Consider the following 15,989-nt stretch of genomic DNA (forward strand, 5'->3'; position numbering starts at 1 on the left):
GCCCGTCACAGGTTGGGGCATCAGGCCCCGTGGCACTTCTTGAATTTCTTCTCGCTGCCGCACGGGCAAGGATCATTGCGACCCACGTCCTTCAAGGCATTGCGCACCGGCTCCTGGTGAGCGTGGCCGCAGTTTGGGCCGTGGACATGGCCGTGGTCGTGATCATGGTGATCGTGATCGTGGTTGCAGTCAGGACCATGGACATGGGGTTGCTGAGTCATCGATGTCGCTCCGGAATAAAATCGCCGGGGATTATCTCGCCATTGTGGTTCACCTGCACGTCATAACCGATGAATAATCCGGTTTTCAACTCACCTTCCAGGCGATACGGCACAGGCTGGTCGGGTTTTTTCAACATCTGCACCACATCACGGATCTGCGGCCAGAGGTTGGTGCGCACCGACACGCGGAAAAACTTATGACTGCGCGGCGGTACGGTCAGCCATTCGTTGGATTCCCCCTCGGTCAGCACAAAGTCGCCCAGGCTGACTTTGTAGATCAGGCCGCGCACGGTCAGGTCGTCGTCGTTGCGGTTGTCCACGCGAAAGTACAGCTTGAACTTCTGCTCCAGCAGCTTGGCGCGCACCACCTCGACTTTCACCAGGGAGACATGAGGCGGCGGCGAATCGTCTTCGAACCACGACGCGCAACCGGTGAGGCCAAGGGTCAACGCCAGCATCAAGCTGTACATCCGGAGCATGGCGTGAGTCCTGTGGTGGTTAGAGGTAGCTGGAACAGCACTTCTTGAATTTCTGCCCACTGCCGCACAGGCAGGCATCGTTGCGTCCGGCCTTCACCTCCACCGTCGGGTCGATGAAGTACCAGCGCCCGTCATTCTGTACGAAAGAGGACTGCTCGCGGTGGCTATGTTCACCGTTGCTGTCATGCCAGCGCGCGGTGAAGGTCACGAACGCGTGTTCCGGCTGGCCGCCGAACACCTCCGAGCTTTCCACCTCAAGGCCGAGCCAGGTGCTCTGGGCACTCCAGGCGGCGATGGCGTTGCGGTCCAGGCCCGGTTGTTGGGCGGGCAGGGTGGTGGCGACCAGGTAGTCCACCAGGCCCAGGACGTAGGCGCTGTAGCGCGAGCGCATCAACGCGGTAGCGCAGGGCGCCGGGTGCCCGGCGTGATAATGGCCGCAGCAGGCATCCAGCAGGTTGCCACTGCCGCAAGGGCAAATGGATGTACTCATCGGGTTACCACCAATACTTTCCAAAGTTTTCCGGGTTGGCCCAGAAGCGGGCGTTGAGCCAGTCCGGCACTTGCTTATAGTCAAGCAGATCGTAGGTAAACAGCGTCAGAACCTGCTCGTCACGCTGGAAACGCTCGCCGGCCTGCAGGGCCAGGGAGAAGAAGTCGGTGTCTTTCCAGTCGCAGGCGCCCAGGTCCACCAACACCGCAATGCGGCTGGCATTCAGGTTACGGATGCCGCCAAGCAGGGTCAGGCCTTGCGGTTTTGACAGGTGCTCCAGGCAGTCCACCACCAGTGCCAGGTCAAATCGCTGTGCGGCAAGCTCTGTAGGCAACGCGCCCGGTGCCGCGACGGACACCTGGGTATCCGGATGGGCTTTTTGAAAAGCCTCCAGCGCCGGGAACTGGCTGGCGCCCAACAGCAGCAGGCGTTTGGGCTGGTGCAGGTCGAGCAAGGCGGCCAGCGCTTGCTGGGGGGTACGGGCAGAAATACCGGCGGTCATCAGAGATCCTCACATCAAGACCGTAGAGACTAGCGCGGCTGAGCGTGCGGGCCTAGAGCGGGTGGCTGCGAAAAGTCCGACAAACACGACGATCCTCAATGAATACAGGGGCGCGGCGTAGTGGCGCAGTTGAAAAGAGCCGTCTTTACTCCACCCATCGGCCCCCGCCGATCCCCTCAGGAGAAATCAGATGAGCATCATGCGGACAGCTCTACCCTTGGTTCTGCTAACCGGAGTATTGACAGGTTGCGCAGGTTTGCAAAAAACCGATTGGCCCACCTGCGCCGCTGTTGGCGGCGTGACCGGTGCGGCGATCGGTGCCACTGAAAGCTCGGCCTACGCAGGCTATGGCGCGTTGCTGGTGGGCGGCATGGCTGGCGCCTATTGCTGGGTACACGGCGATGGCGACGAAGATGGCGACGGCGTGCCGGACAGCCGCGACAAGTGCCCGGGCACGCCGAAAGGTGTGCAAGTCGATGCCGATGGCTGCCCACCCGTAGCGCCTCCAGCGGTGGTTGAGGAGGTCGTGGTGGTCAAGGAAGAAACCATCGTGATCCGTGATGTGCACTTCCAGTTCGATTCGGCCCAGTTGACGGCGGCGGACAAAACCAAGCTCGACACCGTTGCCACACGCTTGAAACAGGAAGCCCCGACCGCCCAACTGCGGGTCAGTGGCCATACCGACAGCGTCGGCAAAGACGCCTACAACCAGAAACTCTCGGAAAAACGCGCCCACTCGGTGACCGATTACTTGATCGGCGCCGGTGTACCGCGCAGCAATTTTGTATCGGTGACCGGTGCGGGCGAGAGCCACCCCGTAGCCGACAACAAAACCGCTGAAGGCCGCGCCTTGAACCGCCGCACGGAAATCCAGATTAACCGCTGACGGCCCTTGCCCCTGTGGGATCCACAGGGGCATTGCTGCCAATCCTCCTCCTTTATTAACTTTTTTGATCCTTCACTGGCAAAGCGCCTGTGGAAGTCGTTACTGTGCGTCCAAAGAAAAACTAGAAATGTTTTTGAAAAATTTAGGGGAGCTCCATGATGCGTAAGGTTTTATTGTTGGCCCTGTTGGTCAGCCCCGTTGCCCTGGCCCAGAGCGTCAGTGTTGAAACCAACTCATTGATGCGCCTGCCCAGCAGCACCAGTGTGTTGCAACTGGAGCGCCTGGACGTGGCGGACTACGGTACGTTGCTGATTCCGGCTACCCTCAGCCAAGTCACTGTGGACGAACTGCACCTGGGCCGCGACGCGCGTATCGCCATCGTTCCCGGTAACACCGCCCTGCAATTGCAGGTGCGTCATGCGCAGTTGGATCACGGCAGCCAGATCACCTCACGCGGCGCTCCCGGCACCCATGAAAAACCCGCCAAGGCTGGGCGTGACCTGACCTTGCGCATCAATTCGCTGGCAGCAGAAGAACTCTCGGTGGACGCCCGTGGCGGCGCCGGTGCCCAAGGTTATGCCGGGCTCGATGGCGCCAACGGCGAGGATCCGGGCTGCACCTGGGGCTCAGCCGGTCGTGGTGCCAATGGTGATAACGGCGGCGATGGCTTGCCAGGCGCGGCGGGGGCGCAAGTGCGGGTCGAGTTGCCGCAGGACTTCCCGGCGCAGCAGATCAAAGTCTGGGTCGATGGCGGTGCGGGCGGTTTGGCCGGTACGGCGGGCAAGCCTGGTAAAGGCGGGCAGTCGAAGGGCTGCCTGGTGTACCGCGCCGACGGTGGAGAGAAGGGCCGCCCGGGGTTGGAAGGGCAGCCGGGGCCGGCTGGGCCTGCGGGCACTGTGACCATTCAGCGGCTGTGAGTCGTTTGGGCTGACGTCTTCGCGGGCAAGCCCGCTCGCACATTCGACCGCATTCTCATGTTGGAACTCGGTCAACTGTGGGAGCGGGCTTGCCCGCGAAGAGGCCCTAAAGAACACCCTTAGAACATCGGCCGAGCCGAAGCAATCGCCACCACCACCAACCCCACGATCAGATTGATCCCCACCAATTTGCGGATTTGCCCCAGCACCGCAGCACCCGCCGGCCAATCCTCCGCCGCCACCGCCGTGCGCAATTCCGGGAATTTCAACGCCTGGATACGGATAAACAACGCCGTCATCACCAGATACAAGCCCATCATCACCTGCACATAACGGGGCGCCGTCTCAAACCCGCTGAAGCGCAACTGCAGCAGGCCGATGCCGCTGATCGGCAAAACCGCCACCGCCACCCACACCCATACAAAAAAACGTTGAAACACATTCGCCCACAGCTTGAGTCGGGCAGGGCCTTCAAGTGCCGCCACAGCGGCGGGGCGCAGGATCATCCAGGCGAAAAACATACCGCCGACCCAGATCAGGGCGGCCAATACATGCAGGGTGTAAGCGAGGCTAAACGCGGTCATTGTGGTACTCCGTTCTGCGCGGGATTAATTAGCGGGGTATGATAGCGGCCGATCCGAACCACTGAAAATTTATCCAGCGTTTTTTGCGCCCGACTATCCATGATCAGCACTGAACTCAAAACCACGATCCAGGGCGCCTATTCGCGTTTTCTCGAAGCCAAGAGCTTGAAACCGCGCTACGGCCAACGCCTGATGATCGCCGAAGTGGCCAAGGTCCTCGGGGATATCGACACCGACGACGAGGGTCGCCGCGAGGGTGAACCCGCGGTCGTGGCTGTCGAGGCCGGCACCGGTACCGGCAAGACCGTGGCCTACAGCCTGGCCGCAATCCCCACCGCCAAGGCCGCCGGCAAGCGCCTGGTGATCGCCACCGCCACCGTCGCCCTGCAGGAGCAGATTGTCTACAAAGACCTGCCTGACCTGATGCGCAACAGTGGCCTGAATTTTACCTTCGCCCTGGCCAAGGGCCGTGGGCGCTACATGTGCCTGTCCAAGCTCGACGTATTGCTGCAGGAAGGCCACGCGCAAACCGCGACGGCCCAACTGTTCGAAGAAGAAGGCTTCAAGATCGAGGTCGATGAGGCCAGCCAGAAGCTGTTCACCAGCATGATCGAGAAACTGGCCGGCAATAAATGGGACGGTGACCGCGACAGCTGGCCCACCGCCCTCGAAGACGCCGACTGGGCGCGCTTGACCACCGACCACAGCCAGTGCACCAACCGCCATTGCCCCAACTTCGGCCAATGCGCCTTCTACAAGGCCCGTGAAGGCATGGGCAAGGTCGATGTGATCGTCACCAACCACGACATGGTCCTGGCCGACCTGGCCCTGGGCGGCGGTGCGGTATTGCCGGATCCGCGTGACACCCTCTATGTCTTCGACGAAGGGCACCACCTTCCCGACAAGGCCATCGGCCACTTTGCTCACTACACGCGGCTGCGCTCCACCGCCGACTGGCTGGAAACCACCGCGAAGAACCTCACCAAGTTGCTGGCCCAGCATCCGCTGCCCGGCGACCTTGGCAAGCTGATCGAACAGGTGCCGGAACTGGCGCGGGAGATCAAGACCCAGCAGCAATTCATGTTCAGCGCCTGCGAGCAGGTGGCCGACTTCAAGCCCGGCGAAGACGTCGAGGGCCGTGAGCGGCCCCGTCACCGTTTTGTCGGCGGGCTGATCCCCGAGCACATGCGCGAAATGGGCATCGAGCTGAAGAAGGGCTTTTCACGCCTGACCGACCTCTTCACCCGTCTCACCGATTTGCTCAAGGAAGGCATGGACGGCGAGGTCAACATCGGCATCGCCAGCAACCAGGCCGAGGAATGGTACCCGCTGTTCGGCAGCCTGCTGTCGCGCTCCCAGGGCAATTGGGAGTTGTGGACCGCCTTCACCGTCGAAGACCCGGAAGACAACCCGCCCATGGCGCGCTGGCTGACCCTGTCGGAAAGCGGTGCGTTGTTCGATATCGAGGTCAACGCCAGCCCGATCCTGGCCGCCGAAATGCTACGACGCAACCTGTGGAACGTGGCCTACGGCTGCCTGGTAACCTCGGCCACATTGACCGCCCTGGGTACTTTCGACCGCTTCCGCATGCGTGCCGGCCTGCCGAAAAAGGCCGTCACTGCAGTGGTGCCGAGCCCGTTCCATCATGCCGACGCGGGTGTGCTGCGGGTGCCGGACCTCAAGGCCGACCCACGGGATGCGGCGGCCCACACCGCCGCGATCATCCGTGACCTGCCGGAGCTGGTGGAAGGTTCACGCGGTACGCTGGTGCTGTTCTCGTCACGCAAACAGATGCAGGACGTGTTCGACGGCCTCGACCGTGACTGGCGCAAGCAGGTGTTTATCCAGGGCAACCTCTCCAAGCAGGAAACCCTGAACAAACACAAGGCGCGCGTCGATGGTGGGGACTCCAGCGTACTGTTCGGCCTGGCGAGTTTTGCCGAAGGCGTGGACTTGCCCGGCGCCTACTGTGAGCATGTGGTGATCGCCAAGATTCCGTTCTCGGTGCCGGACGATCCGGTCGAGGCGGCCTTGGCCGAATGGATCGAGGCACGGGGTGGTAACCCGTTCATGGAAATCTCGGTGCCGGACGCTTCCTTGAAGCTGGTCCAGGCCTGCGGTCGCTTGCTGCGTACCGAAGAGGACCGGGGCACCATCACCTTGCTCGACCGTCGTTTGGTCACCCAACGCTATGGCAAGGCTATCCTCAATGCCTTGCCGCCGTTCAGGCGCGAAATTTCTTAAGCCACCGTGGGCGAATACGCCCACTTCGTGGTCTATCTCAATTATGTCATCAGGCCATTCACCGGCCGTCTGGGAGAACCTTGTTCGTATGATTCGCACGCTGCCCGCCCTTTTTGCCTTGCTGCTCGCCGCGCCCTCAATGGCCGCGCCTGCCGGGCAACAGACCCTGTTCAACTTCGTCCGGCCTGCCGATGTGGTCAAGGTGGCGACCCAGGACGCCAGCCTGCCGCAATACAACGCCGAACAAACCCCCGAAGGCGAGGTGCTTCGCCGCATTACGTTCAACCCGGCTGCTGAGCCGAGCCTGGTTCTCAGCCCGCAAACCGGTGCCTGGGACTGGTCCCAGTCGGGCGCCATGAGCCTGCGCATCCAGAGTGCGATGGACTGGGCGCTGACGCTCTACGTCAAGGTGCAGAGCAGTGATGGCCGTACCCTGGTCAGCCGCGTTGACCTGCCTGCCGGCCCGGCCCAGACCCTGCTGGTGCCGCTGCAGGCCAACTCGCCGCTGAGCCAGGGCATGAAGGCCGGCCCGCCGATGCCGATCACCGTGGACGGCCAGCGCGTGTTACTGGCCAGCAGCGCCGGCGAGATCGACCGCAGCCAGGTGGTTTCGGTGACCTTGTCGATGATCAAGCCCAATGCCGCCCAGAGCATCCTGCTGGAGCGCTTTGGCGTGCAGGACAGCGAACCGGTGATTAAGGCGGCCTATAGCGAGTTGGTGGACGCCTACGGTCAATCCACCCGAGCGCGCTGGCCGGAAAAAGTCAGCAGCGACGAGCAACTCAAGGCCGCCGCCGCCAAGGAACAACAGCAGCTCCAGGGCTGGCTGGCCACGCGGGACAAATCCGCGCTGGACCAATATGGCGGCTGGAACAAAGGCCCGGCCTTCGACGCCAGCGGGTTTTTCCGCACCGAGAAACGCGACGGGCGCTGGTACCTGGTGACGCCGGAGGGGCACCCGTTCTACTCACTGGGCGTCAATACCGTGGCCCCGGACAACAGCCAGACCTACGTGGCAGGCCGAGAATGGATGTTCGCGGCGTTGCCCAAGGGTGGCGAGCCTTTCGACAAGTACTACGGCAGCAGCGACAACCGCACCGGCAACGGCGCGGGCGAAGGGCGCGGTTTTGCTGCCGGGCGTTGGTATGACTTTTACGGCGCCAATCTGCAGCGCACGTATGGCGGTGACGGGTTTGACCAGAAGCGCTGGGTGACCCACACCCTCGACCGCTTGCAGGCGTGGGGTTTCAACACCGTCGGCAACTGGAGCGATGATGATCTGGCCACCGCCGACCGCGTGCCCTACACCTTGCCGCTGTCGATTGTCGGCGACTACGCCAGCATCAGCACCGGCACCGACTGGTGGGGCGGCATGCCCGACCCGTTCGACCCCCGCTTCGCCATGGCCACCGAGCGCGCCGTGGCGATTGCTGCCCGCGATCACCGTGATGACCCGTGGTTGATCGGCTTTTTTGCCGACAACGAGCTGGCTTGGGCCGGCCCTGGTGATGATCCCAAGTCCCGCTACGCCCTGGCCTACGGCACCTTGCGCATGACCACCGATGTACCGGCCAAGCGCGCGTTTCTCAAGCAGTTGCGCGACAAGTACCGTAACGAAGAAGGTTTGTCGAAAGCCTGGGGCATCGATTTGAAGGGCTGGGAGCTGATGGAAGACCCGGGCTTCGAACCGCCTATGCCCAACGCCGAGCACCCGGAAATCGAAGCTGACTTTAAATACTTCCAGAAGACCTTCGCCGATGCCTACTTCAAGACCATCTCCGACTCGCTGAAATGGCATGCCCCCAACCAACTGCTGTTGGGCGGCCGTTACGCGGTCAGCACGCCGGAAGCCGTGGCCTCCTGTGCGCAGTACTGCGATGTGTTGAGTTTCAACATGTACACCCTCAAACCTCAGGACGGTTACGACTTCGCCGCCTTGCGGGCGTTGGACAAGCCGGTACTGATCACCGAATTCAACTTCGGCTCGGCTGACCGTGGACCGTTTTGGGGTGGCGTGACCCAACTGGCCAAGGAAGACGACCGTGGCGTGGCCTACGGCAATTTCCTCAAGCAGGCCATGGCCGAGCCGTCGATTGTCGGCGTGCACTGGTTCCAGTACCTGGACCAACCGGTGACCGGACGCCTACTGGACGGTGAGAACGGCCATTTTGGCTTGGTGGGCATTACTGACATCCCGTTCCAGGGCTTTGTCGAGAGCGTGCGCAAAAGCAACCTGGCGGCGGTCGACCAACTGGGCAAGGAAGCGGAAAAGGCCAAGGCGGCAGGCGCCGCGCGTGAAAGCGAGGGTGGCCGGGCCGGGCATGAGGGCAAAGGCCCGGGGCAGGGCGCCGGGCACGCGGGCGGGCACTCCGGAAATGGTCATTGATTGAGTGCTGACGGGTTCACAAAACCTACAAGGGCTGGAACAATGTCGGCCACTTTTTTCGATGTTTTTCGAGGGCGCTCAGGTGCAGATTCAGGGTCATTACGAACTCCAGTTCGAAGCGGTACGTGAAGCCTTCGCCGCGTTGTTCGATGACCCACAGGAGCGTGGTGCCGGGCTTTGCGTCCAGATCGGTGGCGAAACCGTCGTCGACCTGTGGGCCGGCACCGCCGACAAGGACGGGGCCGAGGCCTGGCACAGCGACACCATCGTCAACCTGTTTTCCTGCACCAAGACCTTTACGGCGGTCACGGCTCTGCAATTGGTGGCCGAAGGCAAATTGCAACTCGATGCGCCGGTCGCCCACTACTGGCCTGAATTTGCTGCCGCCGGGAAAGAGGCCATCACCCTGCGCCAGTTGCTCTGCCACCAGGCCGGGTTGCCGGCGATCCGCGAAATGCTGCCCACCGAGGCTCTCTACGACTGGCAACTGATGGTCGATACGTTGGCCGCCGAAGCCCCGTGGTGGACGCCGGGCCAAGGCCACGGCTACGAGGCCATCACCTACGGCTGGCTGGTCGGTGAATTGCTGCGGCGTGCCGATGGTCGTGGGCCGGGAGAGTCCATTGTCGCGCGGGTGGCGCGGCCATTGGGGCTGGACTTCCACGTGGGGCTGGCGGATGAAGAGTTTTACCGCGTTGCACATATAGCGCGCAGCAAAGGCAATATGGGCGATGAAGCCGCACAACGTTTACTGCAAGTAATGATGCGTGAACCGGCGGCCATGACCACGCGTGCATTTGCCAATCCACCGTCTATTCTGACCAGCACTAATAAACCTGAATGGCGCCGTATGCAGCAGCCAGCGGCGAATGGTCACGGTAATGCGCGCAGCCTGGCGGGTTTTTATAGTGGATTACTGGACGGTAGTTTGCTTGAAGCCGACATGCTCGAACAATTGACCCGCGAACACAGTATCGGGCCGGATAAAACATTATTGACACACACCCGTTTTGGCCTGGGCTGCATGTTGGACCAGCCGCAGCTGCCCAACGCCACGTTCGGCCTTGGCCCGCGTGCATTCGGGCATCCTGGCGCCGGTGGCTCGGTGGGGTTTGCCGACCCTGAGCACGATGTAGCATTTGGTTTCGTGACTAATACATTGGGGCCTTATGTACTTATGGACCCACGGGCGCAGAAGTTGGTCGGAATATTGGCCGGTTGTCTGTAAACCCCTTGCTGTTTCACGTTTTTTTGTTACAAAGGCAACTATAAGAAGGCGCTGAACGAAATGATGTAACTTTAATGTTCTGTAAGCGTCTGTTTAACGGGTCATCCAGACCCCCGTTTCTTTTCTCATTTTGTGGATATCTCATGTTATCGAACAAGTCCTTGGCACTGGCGCTATGCCTCACTATTACCGGCTGCGCACAAACTCCACAAAATGATGCCGAGGGTGGGCATTGGTGGTCATTTGGATCTGATAAGGCCGCGACCAAGGATGCAGTGACCCAAGCCGACGCCAAGCCAGAGGCCAAACCTGACGCCAAGCCAGCTGCCGGCGCCAAGCCTGCCGCACCGGTAGCCGCTGCGGCTGCTGCGCCAGCCCCGGCTCCAGCCGCCAAGGCTGACACCGGCTCCAGCTGGTGGCCATTCTCTTCCAAGACCGCCGACGAAAAGGCTGCCGATGCCAAGGCCGACCTGAAAGCCGACCTCAAGGCCGCAGAACCTGCCCCTACGGTTGCCAAGAACGACACCGAAACCCACTGGTGGTGGCCGTTCGAAAGCAAGCCCAAGCCATTGGCCAAGGTCGACGTGACCAACGTGCCGATGCCCGATCCGAAAATCACCCAAGCCTGGTTGGACGACTATGAGCCGCGCCTGCGTGCTGCCATCAAGGACAGCAACCTGCAACTCGAGCGTCGTGACAACGTGCTGGTGGTGATCGCCCCGGTCGACGGCTCCTACAACCCGAAACGCCCGGCCATGTTGCTGCCCGTCACCCTCGGCCCGTTCACCCGTGTGGCCAAGGCCGTTGAAGCCGATCCGAAGACCGCCGTACTGGTACTCGGCCACGTCGATGCCACCGGCACCGCCCCGGCCAGCCAGGCGTTGACCAAGGAGCGCGCGCAATCCATCGCCTCGATCTTCAGCCTCAGCGGCTTGAAGCAAGACCGTCTGATGCTGCGCGGCATGGGTGACCTGATGCCACGAGCGGCCAACGACAGCAACCAGGGCCGTGCCCTGAACCGTCGCATGGAAATCATGTTCACCCAGCGCACCACCATGCTGGCGCTGCTGAGCAAGTACCAGTCGGGCAAAACCCCGCCTGTCGCCGAAATGGTTGCAGTGCAGGACGTTCCAGCCCCGGCCCCGGCCGCCAAGGCACCGGCTAAAAAGGCGCCAGCCGCGAAAAAAGCGGCAGCCAAGCCTGCGGCCAAAAAAGCCCCGGCCAAGCCCGCTGCGAAAAAACCGGCTCCAGCCAAGGCCAAGGCCGCTGCGCCGGCGAATGACCAGGCGAAAAACTGATCTGCTGAACCAGAAGGATAAAGCCGCATGACCCAGGCACTGGCCGATATGCGCCGTGACTACACACGGGACGGCTTGAGCGAGGCCCAGGCCCCGAGCGAGCCGTTTGCCTTGTTCCACCAGTGGTTTGCCGACGCGGTGAAAACCGAGCAGCCACCGGTGGAGGCCAACGCCATGACCCTGGCCACCGTCGACCAGGACGGTCGCCCGCACTGCCGCATCCTGTTGCTCAAGGGCTTGGATGCGCAGGGCTTTACCTTCTTTACCAACTATCAGAGTGCCAAGGGTCAACAGCTGGCGGCGCGGCCGTTCGCAGCCATGACCTTCTTCTGGCCGACCCTCGAGCGCCAGGTGCGCATTGAAGGTCGGGTGGTCAAGGTCACGCCCGAGGAGTCGGACGCTTATTACCAGGTCCGCCCGCTGGGCAGCCGCCTGGGGGCCTGGGCCTCTCCGCAGAGCCAAGTCATTCGTGACCGCGAAGAGCTGCAGGACCTGCTCAAGGCTACCGAGCAGCGCTTCAGTGATACCCAGCCCGACTGCCCGGAGCACTGGGGTGGCTATCGCCTGTTGCCCGAGCGCATCGAGTTCTGGCAAGGCCGCGCCAGCCGCCTGCATGACCGCCTCAACTACCGCCTGCAAGATTCGCAGTGGACGCGCGAGCGTCTGGCGCCCTGAGCTGCACCTTTCGTCACTTCGCTTGAATGTTGCCCATCACCCCGAAGTCTCTTGAACAGAGACTCCGGGCGTGTACTGTTGCGCCGCATTCTTCAGCCAGTCCGGCAACTCAGACCGTTTGATCTTCAACGCACGGGCCTGCTCCAGTTGCGTGAGCATGAAGGCACGCTTGTGCGGATCATCGCCCGCCAGGGACAGTGCCAGGTCACGGTCGATCCAGCGCCGGATGCGCAGGTACAACCAGCCGTGGAAATACAGGCCGGCAAGGGTTGTGACTACAATGATGAAGTAATCCATGAGGGACCTGGCTACGAGAGAAGAGCTACCGTTCGTCGAGTTTTCTGGTGCGGGCAGTCTGTACTAAGGCTGAATGAAAGCAATTTTCTGCGGGGCTTGCCGTGACAGGCGTCAAGCCGCAGCGTTTAATGAACACCTGTCCTTTGGAGTTGATGCTATGCGTAAGTCCGTTTTACTGGTTGCCTGCTTTACCACCCTGTCGTTGCTGCTGGGTGGCTGCGCCTCGAGTCTGACCGGCGACTCGTACTCCCGTGACGAAGCGCGTCGTGTACAGACCGTGCGCATGGGTACCATTGAATCCCTGCGTCCGGTGAAAATCGAAGGTACCAAGACCCCAATCGGCGGCGCGGCTGGCGCCGTCATCGGCGGCGTTGGCGGCAGCGCTATCGGCGGCGGCCGTGGCAGCATCGTGACCGCCGTGATCGGCGCCGTCGCTGGCGGGCTGCTGGGTTCGGCCACCGAAGAAGGCCTGACCCGCACCCAGGGTGTGGAAATCACCGTTCGCGAAGACGACGGCAGCATGCGCGCCTACGTGCAGGCCGTGCAGGAGAATGAAATCTTCCGCATCGGCGACCGCGTACGCATCATGACCGTCGATGGTACCAGCCGCGTTACTCGCTAAACGTCGGCGTTGGAAACACAAAACCCCAACCGGGTGACCGGTTGGGGTTTTTGGTTTTAGGGGCGGGCGTCTAGCCGGTGGCGGGCGGGTTACATACAAAAACGCCGGCAATAAAAAACCGCCTTAGCAGGGCGGTTTTATTGCGGACCAGATTTTACGCTCGGCTCGCATACTCATAGGACGCGGCGACAGAATCCGAAGGGGTTGGGCTTCAGGTGAACATTTCTATGTCATCCATTGCGTCATTCACCGCAGCCGACAGAGACGGCGACCTGCGTCTTGCCTGTTCCAACGCCGGCGTGACCTTTGTCATATCTAATGCCCCGAATCGACGTGCGATGTGTCCAATAGCTACGATTGCTGCCGCTGAAATCTCGTCGTCAGGGTGTTCGATAAATTGGAGACAGGTATGTTCTGCCCAGTCGCCATTCGGTTCATCAAGCCCAATCGAAATCAATGCCTCCGTCACTTTGCTGACATCTGATGTTGCTAGATAGCGTACTGCTTCATCGTGTTCCAGTGATGGGTCGTGGTATCGCATTGTCATTTTGTATCTCCCAGGATTTTGCCTTTGCGGTTGGTTTTCCCAGCTCTGATCAAGGCGTTTTTCATTTCTTGTCGTAAGCCGCTCCAAGGTCTTACGTGGGCGTGATAGGCACCTTCAGCAGTACGATCTATCACTACAAACTCATTTGTATGCGGATCAATCGCTATACGTCGTCGCGAATTCGGCGGATTTACCTCTATCGATTCATTAAGCGAATCCAGCCCATTTTCAGGGCGTTTACTTTTAACTGAATTCCCCTTTTTGCTGTGATAGGGCGCGTCCTCATACTTCCAGCTAACGACGATATACAGCGGCCTGACCCCTGAATCCGCCGGAAATACCAGGATGAAATCCCTGTACTCAGGTGGATAAATCGGGTCGACAATTATATCGGCGGCTTGCTCGGTGGGCGGATATACCCATATGTGCGGCGTCGATGGCGCCGCTTCCAATGCAGGTATGCCGAGTGTACTGGCGGGGTCGGTAGCAGGCGTCCAGATCAGCTCAACCCCATCACCCAAGTCGGCAACGTAGTGCGCATGCCGTATCTGAAACTGCACCACATCGACCATTTCCCAGTCGTGGTTCTTTCCCGTATAGAAAGCGTATCCCTTGAGCGTACCGTCATCGCGTTGCTCGATATGCAAGCGTACCCGCGTACGCGCCCTGGCCATGGAGCGCAATTGATCTTCGCTGTAAAGCGCGCTGTCGCCGAGATTGGAGGGCCATACGAGTGCAACTATGCCTGCCAAAAAGGCGGTGCCCACCGTGCTGACACTCGCTGTGGCGACTGTGCCCACGCTGCCAGCCGTGGCGACGCCACCAAGCGATAGCCCTCCAAATCCTGCCGGCAGAGGACTGCCACCGATCATTCCCAATCTCAGCCGACCGGAACTGTCTGCTTCTATCCCACCCAGCAGTGCGTATTCGGCATAGTCTCTTAACCTATCAAGAGGCACATAACCGGTCGGTTCGTGATAATCGATGATTGCGTCCGGTAAATTGCAGGACTTAGCAAATACGCAACCTTCCTTAGGTACCTGAGGGGGTAGCGGCTTAACCAGAAAGCGTGCTTCTTCTGCTATCTGCCGGTCGATTACTTCCCTCTGAGCTTGTTGCTGGCTCACTGCCCGGCCCGCCAATTCGGCTTCGTTCATGGGCTCCAGACGTCGGTATCCACCGGTGCCAGTCCCGTAACATCGCCAAACTTGGTATACGTCCTTTTTGTTTGCCATTGTGCCCTCCTGGCTTGTTGTATAACGACGTCCGGCATAAAAGCCGGAAGACGACGTTAGGCCAAGTCAAGAAGGGGGGATGTAGGGGGAGTCTGAGAAGGGTAGATATGCTGAGTGAACGGGGAAATCAGACGCCGGCTTGAAATGGCCGGCGCCTGCAAATAAGGTCAGATTTTCTTACGACTCGCCATCGCCGTCACCGCATAACCAATGAACGCCGCCAGAATCGATCCCGTCAGAATCCCCATCCGGTCTTCACCAGCAAACTCACTGGCACCCGGCACAAACGCCAGGGAGCCGACAAACAGGCTCATGGTGAAGCCAATGCCGCACAGGATCGCTACGCCAAACACCTGGCCCCAGTTCGCGCCGCTGGGCAGGGTGGCGAGGCCAGCCTTGATGGCCAGCCAGGTGAGGCCGAACACGCCGACGGTCTTGCCGATCAACAGGCCGGCGGCGATGCCCATCGGTACATGGTGGGTGAAGCTTTCCAGGCTGACACCGGTCAGGGACACGCCGGCGTTGGCGAAGGCGAACAACGGCAGGATGCCGTAGGCCACCCACGGGTGCAGGGCATGTTCCAGCGTCAGCAGCGGCGATGGCTCGGCGTTCTTGGTGCGCATCGGGATACAGAAGGCCAGGGTCACACCGGCGAGCGTGGCGTGGACACCGCTCTTGAGTACGCACACCCACAGGATCAGTCCGATGATCAGGTACGGCCCGAGCTTGATCACACCCAGGCGGTTCATTGCGATCAAGGCAACCAGGCAGGCACCTGCGCCCGCCAAGGCAGCACCGGACAGGTCGGCGGAATAGAACACGGCGATCACGATGATCGCGCCCAGGTCGTCAATAATTGCCAGGGTCATCAGGAACAGCTTCAGCGACACCGGTACACGCTTGCCCAGCAGGGCCAGCACGCCCAGGGCGAAGGCAATGTCGGTGGCCATGGGAATCGCCCAGCCGGAAAGCGCGGCGGGGTAGTCCTTGTTGATTGCCCAGTAGATCAGCGCCGGCACCACCATGCCGCCGATGGCGGCTGCACCCGGCAGCACCACTTGCGAGGGCTTGGACAGGTGGCCGTCGAGCAACTCGCGCTTGACCTCCAGGCCGATCAGCAGAAAGAACAGGGCCATCAGGCCGTCGTTGATCCACAGCAGGGCTGGCTTGGCGATTTTCAATGCGCCGATCTGCGCCACCACCGGCACGTCAAGAAACGCGCCGTAGAGGTGCGACAAGGGTGAATTGTTGATGATCAGCGCCAAAGCGGCAGCGGCGATCAATAACAGACCGCTGGCGGCTTCCAGCTGGAAGAAACGGGTGAAAGTGCTACGCAGAGGCAAGGGATGCTCTCCAATCAAGGTTCAATAGGTGGGTA

17 protein-coding genes are annotated in these 15,989 nt (G+C 61.0%); 8 read left to right on the forward strand and 9 right to left on the reverse strand.

From position 1 onward, the window contains the following. Window positions 1–20 precede the first annotated feature (20 nt). Genes KUA23_RS06705 through KUA23_RS06720 form a run of 4 tightly spaced genes read right to left on the reverse strand, consistent with a single transcriptional unit; the run spans window position 21 to window position 1,692 of the window. Window positions 21–221 carry an SEC-C metal-binding domain-containing protein gene (locus KUA23_RS06705; protein ID WP_003189235.1) on the reverse strand — a complete coding sequence of 67 codons (201 nt, stop codon included), beginning with the start codon at window positions 219–221 and terminating at the stop codon, window positions 21–23. Further along, window positions 218–700: an LEA/WHy family protein gene (locus KUA23_RS06710; RefSeq protein ID WP_078047238.1), complete on the reverse strand. Its 483-nt coding sequence runs from the start codon at window positions 698–700 to the stop codon at window positions 218–220. The genes KUA23_RS06705 and KUA23_RS06710 overlap by 4 nt, the downstream gene beginning before the upstream one ends. Before the next feature lie 19 nt (window positions 701–719). Next, the gene (locus KUA23_RS06715) at window positions 720–1,190 is read right to left on the reverse strand and encodes a YchJ family protein (protein WP_028619236.1); all 471 of its coding nucleotides are present in this window, start codon (window positions 1,188–1,190) and stop codon (window positions 720–722) included. Between the two features lie 4 nt (window positions 1,191–1,194). After that, the gene (locus KUA23_RS06720) at window positions 1,195–1,692 is read right to left on the reverse strand and encodes a DUF6231 family protein (protein ID WP_010212387.1); all 498 of its coding nucleotides are present in this window, start codon (window positions 1,690–1,692) and stop codon (window positions 1,195–1,197) included. 190 nt (window positions 1,693–1,882) lie between these two features. Between KUA23_RS06720 and KUA23_RS06725 the strand changes: the two genes are divergently transcribed. Both KUA23_RS06725 and KUA23_RS06730 read left to right on the forward strand, forming a co-directional pair. Next, window positions 1,883–2,578: a PA1041 family peptidoglycan-binding anchor lipoprotein gene (locus tag KUA23_RS06725; protein WP_078047240.1), complete on the forward strand. Its 696-nt coding sequence runs from the start codon at window positions 1,883–1,885 to the stop codon at window positions 2,576–2,578. 158 nt (window positions 2,579–2,736) lie between these two features. Continuing rightward, on the forward strand, window positions 2,737–3,495 hold the full coding sequence (locus KUA23_RS06730; RefSeq protein ID WP_100492497.1) for a hypothetical protein: 759 nt from the start codon (window positions 2,737–2,739) through the stop codon (window positions 3,493–3,495). A gap of 119 nt (window positions 3,496–3,614) precedes the next feature. Here the strand turns inward: KUA23_RS06730 and KUA23_RS06735 are convergent, their stop codons facing one another. Beyond that, window positions 3,615–4,079, reverse strand: coding sequence for a CopD family protein (locus KUA23_RS06735; RefSeq protein ID WP_078047241.1), 465 nt, complete (start codon window positions 4,077–4,079; stop codon window positions 3,615–3,617). Window positions 4,080–4,178: 99 nt separating this feature from the next. Here KUA23_RS06735 and dinG point away from each other — a divergent pair, with 99 nt between their 5' ends. From dinG to pdxH, 5 genes are all read left to right on the forward strand, one after another. Next, complete coding sequence (dinG, locus tag KUA23_RS06740; protein WP_010212383.1) at window positions 4,179–6,323, forward strand: ATP-dependent DNA helicase DinG; 2,145 nt, start codon at window positions 4,179–4,181, stop codon at window positions 6,321–6,323. Window positions 6,324–6,411: 88 nt separating this feature from the next. After that, window positions 6,412–8,709 (forward strand): beta-galactosidase, encoded by a 2,298-nt coding sequence (locus KUA23_RS06745; protein ID WP_252993618.1) that lies wholly within the window; start codon window positions 6,412–6,414, stop codon window positions 8,707–8,709. 82 nt (window positions 8,710–8,791) lie between these two features. Beyond that, on the forward strand, window positions 8,792–9,937 hold the full coding sequence (locus tag KUA23_RS06750) for a serine hydrolase domain-containing protein (protein ID WP_252993619.1): 1,146 nt from the start codon (window positions 8,792–8,794) through the stop codon (window positions 9,935–9,937). A gap of 143 nt (window positions 9,938–10,080) precedes the next feature. After that, entirely contained in the window at window positions 10,081–11,235 is a 1,155-nt protein-coding gene (locus KUA23_RS06755) for an OmpA family protein (RefSeq protein WP_252993620.1), read from the forward strand. A gap of 27 nt (window positions 11,236–11,262) precedes the next feature. Then, the gene (pdxH, locus tag KUA23_RS06760) at window positions 11,263–11,910 is read left to right on the forward strand and encodes a pyridoxamine 5'-phosphate oxidase (RefSeq protein ID WP_099493756.1); all 648 of its coding nucleotides are present in this window, start codon (window positions 11,263–11,265) and stop codon (window positions 11,908–11,910) included. Window positions 11,911–11,946: 36 nt separating this feature from the next. Here the strand turns inward: pdxH and KUA23_RS06765 are convergent, their stop codons facing one another. After that, window positions 11,947–12,207, reverse strand: a complete 261-nt coding sequence (locus KUA23_RS06765) for a hypothetical protein (RefSeq protein ID WP_078047245.1) — start codon at window positions 12,205–12,207, stop codon at window positions 11,947–11,949. Between the two features lie 157 nt (window positions 12,208–12,364). On the opposite strand from KUA23_RS06765, the gene KUA23_RS06770 reads away from it, so the two are divergent. Continuing rightward, the gene (locus KUA23_RS06770) at window positions 12,365–12,829 is read left to right on the forward strand and encodes an outer membrane lipoprotein (RefSeq protein WP_003189251.1); all 465 of its coding nucleotides are present in this window, start codon (window positions 12,365–12,367) and stop codon (window positions 12,827–12,829) included. 211 nt (window positions 12,830–13,040) lie between these two features. Here the strand turns inward: KUA23_RS06770 and KUA23_RS06775 are convergent, their stop codons facing one another. From KUA23_RS06775 to nhaA, 3 genes are all read right to left on the reverse strand, one after another. Then, window positions 13,041–13,376: a hypothetical protein gene (locus KUA23_RS06775; RefSeq protein WP_078047246.1), complete on the reverse strand. Its 336-nt coding sequence runs from the start codon at window positions 13,374–13,376 to the stop codon at window positions 13,041–13,043. Beyond that, window positions 13,373–14,611 carry an S-type pyocin domain-containing protein gene (locus KUA23_RS06780; RefSeq protein ID WP_078047247.1) on the reverse strand — a complete coding sequence of 413 codons (1,239 nt, stop codon included), beginning with the start codon at window positions 14,609–14,611 and terminating at the stop codon, window positions 13,373–13,375. Before KUA23_RS06780 ends, KUA23_RS06775 begins: the two co-directional genes overlap by 4 nt. A 167-nt stretch (window positions 14,612–14,778) precedes the next feature. Then, window positions 14,779–15,954, reverse strand: coding sequence for a Na+/H+ antiporter NhaA (nhaA, locus tag KUA23_RS06785; protein WP_078047248.1), 1,176 nt, complete (start codon window positions 15,952–15,954; stop codon window positions 14,779–14,781). Between the last annotated feature and the right edge of the window lie 35 nt (window positions 15,955–15,989).

It is taken from the genome of Pseudomonas pergaminensis (genome assembly GCF_024112395.2).
GTDB lineage: Bacteria > Pseudomonadota > Gammaproteobacteria > Pseudomonadales > Pseudomonadaceae > Aquipseudomonas > Aquipseudomonas pergaminensis.